Origin of the sequence: Bartonella sp. ML69XJBT (genome assembly GCF_028618515.1) — a bacterium.
Taxonomy (GTDB): domain Bacteria; phylum Pseudomonadota; class Alphaproteobacteria; order Rhizobiales; family Rhizobiaceae; genus Bartonella.
Window position 1 is genome coordinate 85,144 of record NZ_JAQITB010000003.1, and the last position, 16,224, is coordinate 101,367.

At 37.6% G+C, this 16,224-nt stretch carries 15 protein-coding genes and 1 other RNA gene; all 16 read right to left on the bottom strand.

Annotated elements, in window-relative coordinates; all coding sequences use genetic code 11:
* Positions 1-82 precede the first annotated feature (82 nt).
* The 16 genes from PVV68_RS01750 to PVV68_RS01825 all read right to left on the bottom strand — a co-directional run bounded on the left by PVV68_RS01750 (position 83) and on the right by PVV68_RS01825 (position 16,207).
* Positions 83-496 (bottom strand): helix-turn-helix domain-containing protein, encoded by a 414-nt coding sequence (locus PVV68_RS01750; protein WP_273720056.1) that lies wholly within the window; start codon positions 494-496, stop codon positions 83-85.
* A 148-nt stretch (positions 497-644) separates the two neighbouring features.
* On the bottom strand, positions 645-2,279 hold the full coding sequence (gene lnt, locus PVV68_RS01755; protein WP_273720058.1) for an apolipoprotein N-acyltransferase: 1,635 nt from the start codon (positions 2,277-2,279) through the stop codon (positions 645-647).
* A complete protein-coding gene (locus PVV68_RS01760) occupies positions 2,242-3,261 on the bottom strand; it encodes a hemolysin family protein (protein WP_273782593.1) in 1,020 nt (339 codons plus the stop codon). Before PVV68_RS01760 ends, lnt begins: the two co-directional genes overlap by 38 nt.
* A 100-nt stretch (positions 3,262-3,361) precedes the next feature.
* Positions 3,362-3,838 carry an rRNA maturation RNase YbeY gene (gene ybeY, locus PVV68_RS01765; protein WP_273720060.1) on the bottom strand — a complete coding sequence of 159 codons (477 nt, stop codon included), beginning with the start codon at positions 3,836-3,838 and terminating at the stop codon, positions 3,362-3,364.
* Between the two features lie 12 nt (positions 3,839-3,850).
* Complete coding sequence (locus PVV68_RS01770) at positions 3,851-4,960, bottom strand: PhoH family protein (RefSeq protein ID WP_273720061.1); 1,110 nt, start codon at positions 4,958-4,960, stop codon at positions 3,851-3,853.
* A gap of 161 nt (positions 4,961-5,121) precedes the next feature.
* Positions 5,122-6,498 carry a tRNA (N6-isopentenyl adenosine(37)-C2)-methylthiotransferase MiaB gene (gene miaB, locus PVV68_RS01775; RefSeq protein ID WP_273720062.1) on the bottom strand — a complete coding sequence of 459 codons (1,377 nt, stop codon included), beginning with the start codon at positions 6,496-6,498 and terminating at the stop codon, positions 5,122-5,124.
* A gap of 31 nt (positions 6,499-6,529) precedes the next feature.
* Positions 6,530-7,021 (bottom strand): ribosomal protein S18-alanine N-acetyltransferase, encoded by a 492-nt coding sequence (gene rimI / locus PVV68_RS01780; protein WP_273720063.1) that lies wholly within the window; start codon positions 7,019-7,021, stop codon positions 6,530-6,532.
* Positions 7,014-7,706: a tRNA (adenosine(37)-N6)-threonylcarbamoyltransferase complex dimerization subunit type 1 TsaB gene (tsaB, locus tag PVV68_RS01785; RefSeq protein ID WP_273720064.1), complete on the bottom strand. Its 693-nt coding sequence runs from the start codon at positions 7,704-7,706 to the stop codon at positions 7,014-7,016. The genes rimI and tsaB overlap by 8 nt, the downstream gene beginning before the upstream one ends.
* Before the next feature lie 499 nt (positions 7,707-8,205).
* A complete protein-coding gene (locus PVV68_RS01790; RefSeq protein WP_273720066.1) occupies positions 8,206-9,234 on the bottom strand; it encodes a YeiH family protein in 1,029 nt (342 codons plus the stop codon).
* A gap of 76 nt (positions 9,235-9,310) precedes the next feature.
* On the bottom strand, positions 9,311-9,916 hold the full coding sequence (recR, locus tag PVV68_RS01795; RefSeq protein ID WP_273720067.1) for a recombination mediator RecR: 606 nt from the start codon (positions 9,914-9,916) through the stop codon (positions 9,311-9,313).
* A 36-nt stretch (positions 9,917-9,952) separates the two neighbouring features.
* Positions 9,953-10,276 carry a YbaB/EbfC family nucleoid-associated protein gene (locus PVV68_RS01800; RefSeq protein ID WP_273720068.1) on the bottom strand — a complete coding sequence of 108 codons (324 nt, stop codon included), beginning with the start codon at positions 10,274-10,276 and terminating at the stop codon, positions 9,953-9,955.
* A 14-nt stretch (positions 10,277-10,290) separates the two neighbouring features.
* Positions 10,291-12,231, bottom strand: a complete 1,941-nt coding sequence (locus PVV68_RS01805; RefSeq protein WP_273720070.1) for a DNA polymerase III subunit gamma/tau — start codon at positions 12,229-12,231, stop codon at positions 10,291-10,293.
* Between the two features lie 233 nt (positions 12,232-12,464).
* Positions 12,465-12,562: signal recognition particle sRNA small type (gene ffs / locus PVV68_RS01810), an RNA gene on the bottom strand.
* 1,136 nt (positions 12,563-13,698) lie between these two features.
* Positions 13,699-14,109: a hypothetical protein gene (locus PVV68_RS01815; protein ID WP_273720071.1), complete on the bottom strand. Its 411-nt coding sequence runs from the start codon at positions 14,107-14,109 to the stop codon at positions 13,699-13,701.
* Positions 14,110-14,618: 509 nt separating this feature from the next.
* Positions 14,619-15,479 carry a prephenate dehydratase gene (locus tag PVV68_RS01820; protein WP_273720072.1) on the bottom strand — a complete coding sequence of 287 codons (861 nt, stop codon included), beginning with the start codon at positions 15,477-15,479 and terminating at the stop codon, positions 14,619-14,621.
* Positions 15,476-16,207, bottom strand: a complete 732-nt coding sequence (locus tag PVV68_RS01825) for a 3-deoxy-manno-octulosonate cytidylyltransferase (protein WP_273720073.1) — start codon at positions 16,205-16,207, stop codon at positions 15,476-15,478. The genes PVV68_RS01820 and PVV68_RS01825 overlap by 4 nt, the downstream gene beginning before the upstream one ends.
* Positions 16,208-16,224: the final 17 nt, after the last annotated feature.

Sequence of the window (16,224 nt, forward strand, 5' to 3'; positions counted from 1 at the left end):
AAAACTGCCCCTATTTGCCAATCCCAAGACAAATGGTCAATGCCCAATTTATAAGCTGGAGAGAAAAGACGGAATCTTTACTTTATGATTTGTTTGCCATATCTTCTTCAGACAATGCTTTTGCCAAATCAATAATTTTTCGGCGCACCTTAGCATCAGATATATTCGTAAAAGCACGCATTAGCTGGATTCCTTCATTGCTAGAGCAAAAATCCATAAAATCGTTATCGCTTTCAGCAAAGCCTTCTACATGTTGCGTATTCATGCCTTTATCAAAAAAGTAGGAAACAGGAACATCCATAATTTCTGCAATTGCTTGAAGGCGACTTGCACCGATACGGTTCGTACCTTTTTCATATTTTTGGATTTGCTGGAAAGTAACGCCTAATTTCTCACCTAGTTTTTCTTGCGTAAGTCCTAAAATATTACGACGTAAACGAATACGGGTTCCAACATAGATGTCTATAGGATCGGGTTTTTTTCTAGTCTCGGTCATAATGCAACTCTTTAATTTCCAGCACTTTTCTTCTAAACCAACACCATCTTGCTATGAAGCTGATTTATCATATAATTAAGATAATATGTAACACTTTTTCCCAACATTACCGGTACACCTAATGTAACACCGGATATGGGCATTTGAATCATTTAAGGTATTTTGTAGAACCAAAACCGATACGACACAATAGCATAAGAATAAATAAGATGAAAGTAGAGAATATTCTATATTCACTGCTTCCTATGGGCGTAATGGGTGATGGAATTGGTGAATCAATAATGCCAATAGCATTCTGTTGGAGAGCTACAATGATTCGTCCATAAGAATCAATAACAGCTGATATTCCATTATTGGCTGCGCGTATGAGAGGTATTCCCAGTTCAATAGCACGAAGCTGTGCTTGTTGAAGATGTTGATAAGGTCCAGGTGTTACACCAAACCATGCATCATTTGTGACATTAATGATTGCTTGAGGAGAGGAGCCTTTAAAAGTCATTTCATGGGGGAATATGACTTCATAACAAATCAGTGGAAGATAAGAAAAACCGTTTGGCAACGTGACAATTTCACGCGCACTTGCAGCGCTATATCCACCAATATTATCAGCAAGGGTATGCAATCCAATTTTTTCCAATAAATTTTGATAAGGGAGATATTCACCAAAAGGAACTAGATGCAGTTTATCAGAAGTCTTTAAAACATTCCCTTTATGATTAATAACGGCAATTGTATTAAAATATTGCATTTGTGTATTAAAAGAATCATTACTAGCACGTATGGCACCAATAATCGCCCATTGTTTAGGTTTTAGCAGAGAAGCGATACGCATTGTGGTTGTAGAGTTATCATAGAGAAGATAAGGAATAGACGCTTCAGGCCATACGATAAAGTCAGGTTCTCTATTATGTCCTGATATTGGTGTTGCACTCAAGCGCATATGGGCTGCAAATATAGCTTCTCGTGTTATATTACTCAATTTTATATCTTGCTGAATAGAAGGTTGAACAATACGCACCCAATAACCACTTTTTTGATTATCTGCTGTATTTGGTATGGTATTGAGGCGGTAAAATCCAAAACCACTGTGGACCAATATAAGTGATAAGCAGAGAGAAAGTGCAGCTTTCTTTTTTTCATCTGTTAATAAAACAGCCGGTAAACTGTAAACTAAGACGGCAAGAATATTCATGCTGTAAAGTCCAACAATTGCATCGGATTGCATGAACATCGGGGTTGGCATAGCTGTATAGCCAAGAGCATTCCAAGGGAATCCTGTGAATAAAAATGCACGCAACCATTCTGCTAATCCTAGCGCGAAGGCCAGAACAAAGAAGCGTGCTATGCCTTTTGTCCATAATAAACCGACAATGAAGCCTGCAAAAAACCAATAAAGAGAAAGGTAGAGAGGAGGACCTAAAATAGCAAAGGGCACTGCCCAACCAAAAGAAACGGGATCTGTGAATAAAGCATTGCACAACCACCAAAGGCTGCAAATAAAATAACTAAAGCCAAAGACTCCACAGCTGAGAGCGTAGGTAAGAAAACGTTTTTTATTATTTTGGATAGCGCGTATTGAATCAAGTAAAATAATAAAGATGGGGAAAGTTAAAAAGCAAAGGGGTGTCAAATAAAAGGGTGGAAGTGCAAAAGAAGTCAAAGCACCACAGAGGAACACCCACATTTGTCGCTTCCAGCTGGTAACAGAAAACAAGAAGAGTGTAAAATTGTTTAAAAAAATTTGGCTATTCTTTAGGGATGACATTGTTTTTAAAATTCTCATTTTCTGGAGTACGACAAATGCGCAATCGCTTAATCCTGCGTTTATCAGCCTCTAAAATACGAAATCGATAACCAGGCACGGCTTCAATAACTTCACCTTTTGCAGGAATGCGATCAAGAATAGAAACAATCAAACCACCAATGGTATCAACTTCATCACCATATTCTCCCACAATAAAATCGGGACCAAGAGCTTTTTCCACTTCCTTTAATTCGGTTCTTGCGTCAACAAGCCATTTATTATTATGTTCACGCACGATAGCATTGTTGACATTATCATGTTCATCTTCGATATCACCAACAACTAATTCGACAATATCTTCCATTGAAACAAGACCATCTGTACCTCCATGTTCATCAATAACCAAAGCCATTTGTGTTCGTGTGGTTTGCATACGTGTTAATAATTTGCTTGCTAGCATGGAACTAGGAACAAAGAGCACGGTTCGAATCAAACCCAATTCACCGATGGGGGTGTGCAAATGCGTATGATTTAACTGAAGAAAATCGGATTTTTGTTCAGTTTGGGTCGAGTTGATAATAAAACGAGTCATATAATTAAGGATATCGCGGATATGGATCATTCCTCGTGGATCATCTAAGGTTTCAGCATAAACAGGTATGCGAGAATGACCAATTTTTGCAAAACATTTGAGAGCTTCCTCAAGTGGAGTGTTTATTTCCAATGCTTTGATTTCGGAACGTGGAATCATCACATCATCAACACGTGCTTCACGCAAATGTAAGATATTATGCAGCATAGTACGCTCTTCAGGAGAGAAGAGGGCTGTGTCTTTTTCATTATCGGTTGTGAGTGCAACGGTAAGGTCATCGCGCAGTGATGTAGCATTGCGACCACGAAAAAACGAAAATAAATGATTTAACAGGGAATGTTTTTCCGTATGATTCGCCTGTTGAGAGGAATGTTCTTTAATAACAGAAGGTGTGTGATGATTATTGGGTGCATTTATTTTGTTTGCCATGATTTTGAAATCTTCAAACTTTCTTTTTTATAATAGAGGCATAAGAAACTTTAAATTGTATGATGATGATATGAATTTAAAAAGTTAAATTTTATCATTTCTAAAACAATTCAATATAGGGGTCTTGTATGGAAAGCTTTTGAAGAATTTCTCTTTCAAGTTTTTCCATGCGGTGAGCTTCATCATCTGTTTCATGATCATAGCCAAGGAGGTGAAGAACACCATGAACAATCATATGTGTCAAATGGTCTTGAAACAATTTTCCTTCTCTCTGTGCTTCTAGTAGAACAGTTTCTTGTGCAATAATAATATCACCGAGCATAAGTCCTGGAATCTGTCCAATTTTAATTGGAAAAGCAGGAAAGGACAAGACATTGGTGGGTTTGTTTTTACCACGCCATTGTGCATTGATCTGTGCCATATGTTGGTCATTCGTAAAAAGCAGGCTGACTTCGCTTACAACATCTTCTAACGAAAGATGATGCATTGTCGTTTTTAATGCTTTTTCAGTGATATTATAAAGTATTTGCTCATCATCCCATCCAGAGCTTTCAACAATTATATCGATAGTAATCATAACAAATGAAACTCACTTTTTTGAGGAAGAGCTTGAAGATGGCATTTTTTCAATTTGTACAGCAGAATCTTGATCATAAGCACGGACGATAGCGGCAACAAGGGGATGGCGTACAACATCTTTTTCATCAAATCGAATGATGGCAATATTTTCTACCTGTGAGAGAATACGTATCGCTTCGCTTAAACCTGATTTTTGTCCGCGAGGTAAATCAATTTGGCTTACATCACCAGTGATAATCATACGTGTTCCCTCGCCAAGACGGGTGAGAAACATTTTCATTTGCATAGGTGTAGTATTTTGTGCTTCATCAAGAATAACAGCGGCATGAGAAAGTGTTCGCCCACGCATGAAAGCAAGAGGCGCAATTTCTATGACACCGGAGGCTAAAATGCGCTCTACTTTTTCAGCAGGAATCATATCATAAAGTGCGTCATAAAGGGGACGTAAATAAGGATCAACTTTTTCTTTCAGATCACCAGGCAGAAAGCCAAGATGCTCTCCAGCTTCAACGGCAGGACGTGAGAGGATAATACGTTCAATGATACCACACTCTAGAAGCATTGCAGCATGTGCAACAGCAAGATATGTTTTGCCTGTTCCAGCAGGGCCTACACCAAAAACAAGTTCATTACGGTCCATTGCACGTATATAAGCATCTTGTGTAGGGGTCCTAGCATGGATTATTTTTTTATGGGTACTAAGTCGTGCTGGGCTATATTTTTTCCCATGTTGGATTGTTATTGGGGCTTCTTGCTGTTCTTGTAGCAAATTTGCCATAGCAATCGCTCCTTCTGTATCTGATAAAGTGAGCTCTTGATGTGTTTTTGCGCGTTCATAAAGCTGCTGTAATACGTATTGTGCCTGTTTTATAGCAATAATATTTCCACGGATGAAAACTTCATTACCGCGCGGATGAATGCTAAGTCCGAGTTTTTTTTCAATATAAGCAAGATTTTCGTCGAATTTACCAAAAACCGTTTTCGCATATTTATTGTTTTCAAAAATGAGAACAACATGATTAACATCTGATAGGTTTGCTTTTCCTAAGATATGCGTGTTTTCAGGGTAAGCATTTATTTTTTCTTTAACGCGCTTTATTTTTTCGGTTGAAGTTTTCAACCTATTCTCCCATATTTATATAAATTCTGCATACTTCCTGCAATAAACTTTATAGAAAACAATATATTTTTATAGAATGCATGGTTTAAATGTAATCATTTTCTTCAAAAATAAAAGAGCTTTTTAAAATCTCTGTTGTGAACGAGGCATGAAAGGCATATTTACACATTTGCCATTTCACCAACAAAGCTGTTTGAACTTGTATTTTTAATATGAATTGCCACTACATCTCCTGTCATAGCGTCTGTATTCACGACAACGGGCAAAAGCCAAGGTGAACGTCCTACCATTTGTCCTTCGTGACGCCCAGCTTTTTCGATGAGAACATCGGTTGTTTGACCAATTTTAGAACGCAAAAATGCATCTTGTTGCTCAAGGAGCAGAACTTGTAAATGCTGGAGTCTCGCATCTTTTACAGTCTCATCAACATGATTCTTCATTGTTGCACCAACTGTTCCAGGGCGGGGTGAATATTTAAAAGAATAAGCTGAACTATAGTGAACCTGTTTAACAAGTTTAATGGTTTCTTCAAAATCTTCGTCTGTTTCTCCTGGAAATCCTACAATAAAATCGCCTGAAAAAGCAATATCGGGTCGTGCGGTGCGAATTTTTTCGATAAGTTGAAGATAATCAATGCTTTTATGTTGGCGATTCATTGCTTTTAAGATGCGATCCGAACCTGATTGAACAGGCAAATGGAGATAAGGCATCAATATGTCAAGATCTCGATGCGCGGCAATAAGGCTATCATCCATATCTCGTGGGTGGCTGGTGGTGTAACGCAGACGTTTTAAACCATCTAGTTTGGCAAGATGATAGAGAAGATCACCAAGACGCCAAGTTTTACCATTTGCACTTTGTCCATGCCAACCATTTACATTTTGTCCAAGCAGCGTAATTTCTTTGACACCTGCTTCAATAAGTTGGCGTGCTTCTTCGGTAATTTGTTCGACAGGTCGTGATATTTCGGCACCGCGTGTGTAAGGAACAACACAAAAAGTGCAAAATTTATCGCATCCTTCTTGTACTGTTAAAAATGCACTAACGCCCCGTTTTCTGACAGCACGTTTATTATGCGGCGGTAAGTGAGCAAATTTATCTTCAACAGCATAGTCTGTTTCGATAATTTTTTTCCCCTGTTTTGCTTTTTCTAACAAATCTGGTAAGCGGTGATACATTTGTGGACCAATAACGAGATCCACGGTTGGAGCACGGCGTAAAATTTCACTCCCCTCAGCTTGAGCAACACAACCAGTCACACCAATCATCAAGGGTTTATCGGGGCTCCGTTCTTGACGTATCACCCGCAAACGACCAAGATCCGAATAAAGTTTTTCTGCTGCTTTTTCGCGAATATGACAAGTATTAACAAGAATAAGATCAGCATCATTTGGCGTTTGTGTCGTAACATAACCTTGCGCACTGAGACTATCAGTCATTCGCTGGCTATCATAAACATTCATTTGGCATCCATAGGTTTTGATAAAAACCTTTTTAGGAGGAACAGGAGGTATATTTTTAGGATCTGCTTTATTCATAGCATGTGTCTAAATGTTTTTGATATAAATCTCAATCTGTTTGCTGAAAAGTTTTTTCCATAACGATTGCGTCCACTCGGCTATTTTTTGTTTGATAGTAAGCAGGGCGTTTAGAAATTTTTTGAAATTTAAAACGTTGGTAAAGGTTCAAAGCAGAAAGATTTGTTTCTTCTACTTCTAAGAAGAGTTTAAGAGCACGCGCATTATGCAGATGGTGAAGTGTGCGATCAATAAGCAAGGAACCAATACCGTGTCGATGAAAATCAGGGTGAACAGCAATTGTGATAATTTCTGCTTCATCAAGAATAAGACGGCAAAGGCAAAAGCCTACAATTTGTTCAGGTTTTTCAATGAGAGAGGCTTTGTATCCAAAGATAGAACAATCTGTTAAGAAATCATCAAAAGCTTGCTTTTCCCAAGCAGGAAAAAAACAAGAGTGATGGATTTGATGAAGAGAAGCACTATCATCAATTTGGAGTGGAGAAACCTCAAAAAGCTTTTTTAGCAATAAAAATTTAGACATTATTTTTTCGTGGTAATGCAAAACCAGTTTGTTGTTTTGCATCGGCATTACGTAAATAGAGCGGGCGGGGTGGATCTTTTGGTTGTTTGTTTGCAGCAAGATGGGCATAACTTACAATGTCTGCTGCCTCACAAAAGCTTTGGTCTCGTATGATTTTTTTATTTATCTTATTGTCTATAATACGCTGTGCAATAATATCAGTTGCTGGACCGGTTAATCTCGTTTGTTGTGGTAAACCTTCGATGATATCCTCAATTGTTTTTAATCCTGGTTCTCCTAAAGGTGTCAAATCTTCATTGAAGTTTTGATGGTAGAACATATCTCTTCCTGCTTCAATGACGACAGTGATTGCTGATGCAGTATTTGTACTGGTTTTTGTTTGTGCTGCTAATGCTTCCAGGGCACTTATTCCGACAGCTGGTATCTCAAGCGCTAACGCTAAAGCGCGTGCTGTGGAAACCCCCACACGCACACCAGTGAAAGATCCAGGTCCAATATTGACAGCAATACGATCAACTTGATTAAGGGTCATGTTGGCTTGTATCATGACTTGTATAATATGTCCCATAAGCTTTTCTGCATGCCCCTTTTGCATGCGTTCATTGATATGCGCGATGATAGATTTATGACGAACGAGCGCAACGGCGCAATAAATTGAAGCAGTGTCTATAGCAAGAATAAGCATAAATATACTTTAGTTGAATAAAATGATAAACAAAAGGTCTATCGTGCTTTTTAGTTTTTTCATTTTGTAATAATTGAAGAAGATTGCTAGTGCAAATAAGCAGCAATATCTTTTTTCTTGGATACGGATTTGATTGTCATTCACATCCTTTTGTAAATTATAGTGCGTAAAAGAAATTTGAAAGGAGAAATTTTGAAGTCACATTTGTTTTTCTCCGATAAGAACATAGTCTGTATTGAGATGAGAGTGATAAAATAAAAAAGTAATTTTTATACATTGTATATTTCTATACACTGTTTATGGCAAATAATTATGTGCTGTAAAGCAGTTTAACAGTTTGCTACGTATATCAAAAGTGCATTTCATTTTTATCTGAAATGATAAGAAAATTTTTATAATTTTTCACTTGGTTTAATAGAAGAGCTTTCCAATATTGGTAAATCTACGGGATGATTGTATAGTAGGCTGAAAAAAGTAAAAATATTTGAGAACACATATTTCAAAATGTAATATGACTTAAATCATTCAATTGTATCATGATAAGACTACAAATTCCAAGGATAAGTATGGAGCAGGTTGAAGCCAAGATGACACGCCATCCTGCTTTTTTTAAGGATCGGATATCAACGCCTAGTCCCAAAGCTGCCATTGAAATGACAGTGAACAACTGAGCGATAAATCGTATGGGTATAAGAGCGCTTTCAGGAATAAGATCGCTGGAGCGGATCAACATCATAATAATAAAGCCAATGATAAACCATGGAACAAGAGTGTGTAGGCGCAAGCGGGTTTGGGCTGATCGGTGATAAATAATTGACAAGGCAAAAATAACAGGACCCAGCATGAGAACACGCACCAATTTAACAACTGTTGCAATTTGAACACTTATAAAAGAAACAGATGCTGTTGCTGCCAAAACTTGTGGTACGGCATATACCACCATGCCTGCAAGCACACCATATTGACTCAATGACAAATTGAGGAGAGGATGTAAAACAGGAAGAAGTAAAATAATAAGGATTCCTAAAAGGGCGGTAAAAGCAATTGATGCAGCGACTTCTTCATGTTTTGCTTTAATGACAGGGGCAACGGCAACAATAGCGGAATTACCACAAATAGCGTTACCACAAGCAACCAGCATTGCTAAATGTGAAGAAAGCCCGAAAATTCGGCCAATAAAAAAACTTATAAGAATAGTTACAAATATAACGAATATGATGCTAGCAAGCAAACTCCAACCGGCTGAAAAAACGGCGTGTATGCTAATGCTTGCTCCTAGAAGAACAATAGCAAATTCAAGAAGTGTTTTTGCACAAAAGGTTATACCTTTTTGAAAATATGTTGGCAAAGTAAAACAACTACGGATAATCGATCCTAAAATAATTGCTAAAACCAGACTTTCGAGCCATGCTTGCCCAAAAAGCTGTTTTTCTACAACTTCTAGACCATATGCTAATGCTGATATGAGTAAACATATCAAGATACCAGGAAAAAAGTCGTTTAAAAGTGAGAGATTTTTCTTTACCAATTTAATATTTCCCCCAAAAAAGAACAATGAGCAATGATAGCAAATAGAAGAGACAACAGCTAAGAGCAAAAAGTTTTTAAAGATTTGTTCTTGCTTGTAAGGCTGCTGCTAAAGTTCCATCATCAAGATAATCAAGCTCACCTCCTACAGGCACTCCATGGGCAAGTCGGGTCACTTTAACTGAAAAGTTGGAAAGCTGATCTGTGATATAGTGCGCTGTCGTTTGTCCCTCAACAGTAGCATTGACAGCCAGAATAATCTCTATAATTGAATTTTGTACAACGCGTTGTATTAAAGAAGTGATATTAAGTTCATCAGGGCCTATTCCATCTAAGGGAGAAAGACGTCCACCTAGTACATGATAACGTGCGGCGAGAGTTTTTGCACGCTCTAAAGCCCACAGATCAGCGATATCCTCAACAACAATAATTGTTGTATCATCACGGCGTGGATCTGTACAAATCGAACAAGGATCAATTGTATCTACATTTCCACAAATAGAACAAATGCAAACTTTATTTACAGTTTCCTGTATTGCTGCTCCCAAAGGTTCCAGCAGTGTTTCCTTTTTTTTGATAAGGTAAAGTGCTGCACGGCGGGCAGAGCGTGGACCAAGACCTGGTAACCGTGCTAAAAGTTGAATAAGACGCTCGATTTCAGGTCCTGCAATGTGTTTAGACATATTGTTGTCCCATGGGATTAAATAAAATATGCTTCATTAAAATGGTAGTTTGAAACCTGATGGAAGCGGTAATCCTGCTGTTATACTTTTGGTTTTTTCTGCTACAATAGCTTCCATCTTTGCTTTGGCTTCATTATAGGCTGCCATAATGAGATCTTCAAGGACTTCAACTTCCTCAGGCGTAAGTAGTGAAGGATCAATGTGAACCGCCGTTATAACATTTTGGCCGTTTAAAGTGATGTTGACAAGTCCTCCTCCAGCAGAACCCATGACTTCAATTTTTTTCAGTTCCTCCTGAATTGTTTGCATTTTTTCTTGCATTTCTTTGGCTTTTTTCATCATGCTCATCATGTCACGCATAGAAATGGGTATCCTTATTCATCATTAGTTTCACGTTCATTTTCAAAAGTATCAATATTTCTAAAGCTATTAGATGGTAAATCAAGGTCATTTTCTTGTTTATTCAGGCGAATATCGACAATTTTCGCTTCTGGGAAATGGTTAAGTATTTTTGCGATATCAGGATCTGTTTCTGCATTGGAAAAAAGAGTCTTTTGGACAGCTATACTTTCTTCCTGTAAGGTTGGTCCTCCCCCTTCACTGACAAAGGTTACAGTCCAGCGTTTTTTTGTCCATTGAAAAAGCATTTTTTCTATATCACAAGCAAGTGAATGTGGAGCGTCTTCAGAAAGCCTCAAGGTAATATGCCCTGGTTTAAAGGAAACAGGATGCACAAATTCTTTAATAAGGAGTTTGAAAGGCATCTCATTATACTGTTCAGCTAATTTAACAATATCGTGCAAGGAATTGATAACAGTGGTTTGCGATACAGTAATTTCTTCTGCATTCCTCCTAGAGGAATGTGATAAATGCGTAATATCTTCAGAAAGCTTAACAGACTTTGAAGTTTCAAGAGTGTCTGTTATTTCAGGAGTGTTGGTACTTTCAAAAACTTGAGTTTTAGCTGTCTCTTTTTCTTGTAAGGAGTGGCTAAGTTGTTTGCCTACGGATGGTTTGAAATCAGATTGATTAGCTGGCACGTTTGAAACGTTTTGGGAAGAATCGGCATATAGAGTTGTTACTTTTGTCGTATTATTTGCATTTGTGGACTCTTGATGAGATGCGTTTGGGACGATTGTGAGAGATGTTTTTTCTTGGCTAAGTTTTTTTAAGGCTTCATCAAGAGTAGGCAAATCAGCAGTGTGAGCAAGGCGAATAAGCAACATTTCAGTAGCTTGAAGTGGGTGCGCTGTCTGACTTACCTCTTGTAAGCCTTTGAGTAACATTTGCCAATTTCGAGATAACACAGGGACGGAAAGTTTTTGTGAAAAGCTTAAGCTTCTTAAGCGTTCCTCTTCGGTCAGTGAGAGATCTTCGGCTATCTCTGGAGTAAAACGGAGACGTGTGACCAGATGATTGAAATCGGCTAATTCTGTCAATATCGTGAGAGGATCAGCCCCTGCATCATATTGGCTACGTAATTCATGCAAGGCATTTACAACGTTGCCCTTCATGATGAATTCAAAGAGATCAATAATACGTGCTTGATCAGCTAGCCCTAGCATTGCACGCACTGCAACAGCACTAACATTCCCATTGCTATGAGCAATTGCTTGATCAAAAATGGATAATGCATCACGTACAGAGCCTTCTGCAGCACGAGCAATCATGGAGAGCGCTTGCTCTTCCACTTCTACCTTTTCATATTTTGCAATTTGGTACAAATGTGTACTCAAAACTTTTGCTTCAACACGTCGTAAGTCAAAACGCTGACAACGTGAAAGAATGGTAATAGGAACTTTGCGAATTTCTGTCGTTGCAAAAATAAATTTTACATGCGCTGGTGGTTCTTCAAGTGTTTTTAAGAGACCATTAAATGCCTGCGTTGAGAGCATATGCACTTCATCAATAATATAAACTTTATAGCGAGCAGAAACAGGACGATAACGTATTTGTTCAATGATTTCACGAATATCATCAATACCCGTATGCGAAGCCGCATCCATTTCTATAACATCGATATGGCGTCCTTCAATGATTTGTGTGCAATGTTCACCAAGTGTATTTAATACGGTTGTTGGTTGGTCAATATCTTTTGTTTTGTAATTGAGTGCACGTGCCAAAATACGTGCTGTGGTTGTTTTGCCAACTCCACGAATTCCTGTTAGCATCCACGCTTGTGCAATGCGACCTGTTTCAAAGGCATTTGTAAGGGTACGCACCATAGCTTCTTGACCAATAAGGTCAGAGAAATTTTGAGGCCGATATTTGCGAGCAAGAACACGATAGGTTGTTTCTACCGGCATATTTTCCATCAACGATTCCAACTTTGAAGCTCTTTATGCGTATAGTTCGATAATACAAAGGCACAGATTAATATCATAGTCTAATATAAAAGGATTTTTTCTCAATCAATTTATTTTTTGAAGGAATAGGACAATTTTCTTAAAGACAGCCCCAAACCTTTTATTGGCTTCTTGCACAACGCTGCTTTGAAAATTGAAAACACTTCACGAAGAAACAAAAAAAACGTAATTTACAGAAAGAAGTAGGAGGCTGGTACAATGACCCGTACAAAAACCCGTTGGGGCTGCTTCTTTCCAGACCTGACCCAGTTGGCGAGCAGTTCGTCCATCACCAACCTCCCATGCTCATATTGTCGATTTAAAATGAAAAATCAAGCTAAGAAACAAGAAATATGCTGCGAACAATGAAGAATTTTTCCTTTGTGCTTCATTCTGGTATTATGGGCGACAAGGGTGATGGAGATTCATCAATTTTTATGGGAAGAGCGCATTCTATTTGATTTGCTATGAACAAGATGGTTATATTGTTCGACATTAAGGAGATGTTTATTGACTAAAGTTTCGTTAAAGGAGGAGGAATTTATTTTTTTGAATTTCTTTAAGCAAAGAAGCCTGTGCTTGTCGCAAGAGCTTCACAATTAAATCTTCTTATCCATTGCAACATGAACTGTTGGCACGTCTATGAAATTTTTAAATGGTTTGTTCTAAGAAGATTTAAGCAGCATTCAAAAAAATATTAGAATCAATGTATCAAGAATCTCTATGCGAATAGACACATGTTTGAAAATCTTATTTCAAAGCTTTATCTAGTTATACTGTAAAACACTATCATTTAAGGTGAGGTGATATAAGGTATGTAAAACTTTACACATTAAGTATTTTAAAGCAATGGTGTGAATATTTAGGGCAGAGCTTGCACGTAGATTCTTGTAGAAATGAAATACATTGAGTGGTTAGCAGGTGGCAACCGTGAGATAAGAAGCTTGATTTTTTATAGACGGATATGATTAGAAATCTTCGTCTTTTGAAGTGGGAGGAGGTAACCAATTTTACATTGCGTACCTTAAAAAGTTTAATAGAAATAGTAAGTTATACCTTATGAAACTTGTTGTCATATTCTCTCAAGGCATGATAAAAAAATGCAGGAGCAAAAAGAAGTAGATAGGTGATTTAATAAGTTAAATTATAAAGAGAGTTTATAGCATTTTAAGATGATCTTCATGGCAAGGATGAATGCAATATTCTCATTTTAAAATACTCTGATAATCAAAATACAAAATAATTCATTGGCAGCAAAAGGCGTTCACTATTCAGTTTTTTTATTTTATTTTTCTGAACAGCGTGATTTTACGAACCAAGCACAAAGTTTAATCTCCCTAAAAATCAAGCGTTGATAATGTACAACGCTTGATTTCAAAAAAGCTTACTCCAGCATTGTTATAAAATCATGCAAGCCCAGGTATTGTTAGAATATTATTAATTGTAATCCCCTGTATCACAGTCTATTCCAATAATTTTTTTCTTAGTAATATTTTTAAAAATATAATGTCCTGATGATGGAAAACTTATATGGAGAGATTTTATACCTTTGAGTGTAAAGAGCTTATGTTCTTTATCATGTTTTATTTTCTTTTCATCATCCGCAACAATTTTAAGTTTGTCCAAGTCAGAAGGGGAAGAGTACGATAAAGAAAAGGATGCTTTTTTAGGTTTAAATGCTTTGCAAGCATATTCAACACCTTGATGCATTGTATTATCGGGCGTACCAATAGTAACACTTTCACTTGGCGCAAAATTCCACGCTCTCTCACCAAATCCAGCAAATGCAACATTGGAGCACGCGAGAATATTGACGGCGAATAATCCTTGAGTGATAATTTTTTTCATTATTTTTCCCTTTTGTTCTAAAATAGGGTTAATCATAAAGGAGTTTTCATCAATATAAAAGATCAAATTTTACTATGAAAAACAGGGCAAAATTGCAGTTTTTAGCTTTATAAAAATCGTTTTGATATTGCTTGAATTCAAGACAATTTAAATTATTCCTGTTTGATGTCTTCTAAAAGAAATTTCAATGGTTGTGTTAGCTTAGTTGGGAGATTGGCGCGCATCCCTTTAAAATAAATTGCCATAGATGATACATATCTTTCCAAAGAGCTTTTTGTATGGGAGAAATAGGATTGCTAAGGCAAATTTTGCCTTTGTGCTTGTATTTTTTCTCCTGCCGAATTTATGTTCTTTTACTTATATATGTTATTCATGGAAAATATTATCCGGAAAATTGAAAATGTCCATGAAGTGGTGGGATAGCTCATTTTTTCAGTGTTTATGATAAAGTTATGTTAGCAAGAAAAGAGCCTGCCTTGTCTATGAAAAGTGATACAATTGAATTATTTTCATAGAGGTGTGCGATCGTTTTGAGCCGGATAAATGCCGATAATGCGAAGTTCAGCAGAGAAGAAAGATAGCTCTTCTAAAGCAAGTTGCATCATGGGATCTTCAGGATGTCCTTCGATGTCAACAAAAAATTGTGTTGCATTGAAATTTCCACCAATTTGATAGCTTTCTAATTTTGTCATATTGATGCCGTTTGTGGCAAATCCTCCTAGAGCTTTATAAAGAGCAGCGGGCACATTGCGCACGCGAAAAAGAAGGCTAGTGATAATTTTTTCACCATTTTGTGGTTTAGGCACAGAGCGTTGAGAACGCGAAAGGATGACAAAACGAGTAATATTACGAGGATTATCTTCTACATTTCTTTCAAGAACATCAAGCCCATAGAGTTCTGCTGCGATGAGAGGAGCCAAAGCTGCTTGTGAACGCTTTGCATTTTGTTTAATAAATTTTGCAGCTCCAGCGGTATCAGGTGAAACAACAGGGAGCCAGCCATTTTTTCGTATGATTTTCCGGCATTGTGCAAGGGCATGCGTATGGCTATGAACGGTTTTAATTTCATCATGCGTAACGCCAGGTAAAACCATGAGTTGAAAATGAATAGGCAAAAAATATTCATCAATAATATAGAGGGATGATTGTGGTAAAAGATGATGAATATCCGCAACACGGCCAGCAAGAGTATTTTCAATAGGGATCATAGCAAGATCAGCTTGCTCACTTTCCACTAAGTTAAGGGCCTCTTCAAATGTTGCTGAGGGTACAGCATCCATATCAGGGAACATATTGGAGCAAGCGATATGAGAATTGGCACCATATTCCCCTTGGAAAGAGATTTTATTGGTTTTCTTAAGTGCTTTCATGCTAAAATCTTACGTACTCTTTCAAGGTCACTTTGTGTATCAACGCTTAAGGGAATAGTGTCGATGATTTCTACATCGATACGCATATTATGCTCTAATGCGCGTAATTGTTCAAGTTTTTCACGTTGTTCAAGTGGAGAAGGTTTTAGCGCCACAAATTTCTCCAATGCTCCACGCCGATAAGCATATATCCCAATATGATGGTAAAGGGGACCATCTCCATAAGGCGCGGTTGCGCGGGTAAAGTAAAGAGCACGAAGGCGATTTTGAGAAAGTGGTGAACCAATAATTTTGACCACATTCGGATCTCTCTTTTCATTTTCTTCATTGATTTTAGCAGCCAAGGTTGCAATATCAGTGAAGCTATTTTCCAAAGGGCGCAAAGCACTGATAATTTCATAGGGCGTTATTGTTGGCAGATCACCTTGTACATTCAAAATGGTATTGTAGCGTTGTTCAGGATCAATATGCATTAAAGCTTCATAAATGCGATCAGAACCAGATTTATGATCGCCACATGTTATGATACATTCATGTCCATAAGCTGTAACGGCTTTGGCGATATCATTATGATCTGTTGCTACGAGAGTCCGTCCGATTGCAGCTTTTTTCGCTTGTTCAGCAACATGAACAATCATAGGCTTTCCAGAAATCTCAGCGAGAGCTTTTTGGGGTAGACGGGTTGAGCCCATACGGGCGGGAATAAGAATAATTGGTTCAAGCGTCATTACAAAGTTCCAAATGC

Coding starts and splice junctions, on each gene's coding strand:
- PVV68_RS01800 (WP_273720068.1), bottom strand. CDS start 10,276: ATGCGTGACATGATGAGCATGATGAAAAAAGCCAAAGAAATGCAAGAA.
- PVV68_RS01750 (WP_273720056.1), bottom strand. CDS start 496: ATGACCGAGACTAGAAAAAAACCCGATCCTATAGACATCTATGTTGGA.
- PVV68_RS01760 (WP_273782593.1), bottom strand. CDS start 3,261: ATGGCAAACAAAATAAATGCACCCAATAATCATCACACACCTTCTGTT.
- PVV68_RS01815 (WP_273720071.1), bottom strand. CDS start 14,109: ATGAAAAAAATTATCACTCAAGGATTATTCGCCGTCAATATTCTCGCG.
- recR (WP_273720067.1), bottom strand. CDS start 9,916: ATGTCTAAACACATTGCAGGACCTGAAATCGAGCGTCTTATTCAACTT.
- PVV68_RS01820 (WP_273720072.1), bottom strand. CDS start 15,479: ATGAAAGCACTTAAGAAAACCAATAAAATCTCTTTCCAAGGGGAATAT.
- rimI (WP_273720063.1), bottom strand. CDS start 7,021: ATGTCTAAATTTTTATTGCTAAAAAAGCTTTTTGAGGTTTCTCCACTC.
- PVV68_RS01825 (WP_273720073.1), bottom strand. CDS start 16,207: ATGACGCTTGAACCAATTATTCTTATTCCCGCCCGTATGGGCTCAACC.
- PVV68_RS01805 (WP_273720070.1), bottom strand. CDS start 12,231: ATGGAAAATATGCCGGTAGAAACAACCTATCGTGTTCTTGCTCGCAAA.
- miaB (WP_273720062.1), bottom strand. CDS start 6,498: ATGAATAAAGCAGATCCTAAAAATATACCTCCTGTTCCTCCTAAAAAG.
- tsaB (WP_273720064.1), bottom strand. CDS start 7,706: ATGCTTATTCTTGCTATAGACACTGCTTCAATTTATTGCGCCGTTGCG.
- ybeY (WP_273720060.1), bottom strand. CDS start 3,838: ATGATTACTATCGATATAATTGTTGAAAGCTCTGGATGGGATGATGAG.
- lnt (WP_273720058.1), bottom strand. CDS start 2,279: ATGAGAATTTTAAAAACAATGTCATCCCTAAAGAATAGCCAAATTTTT.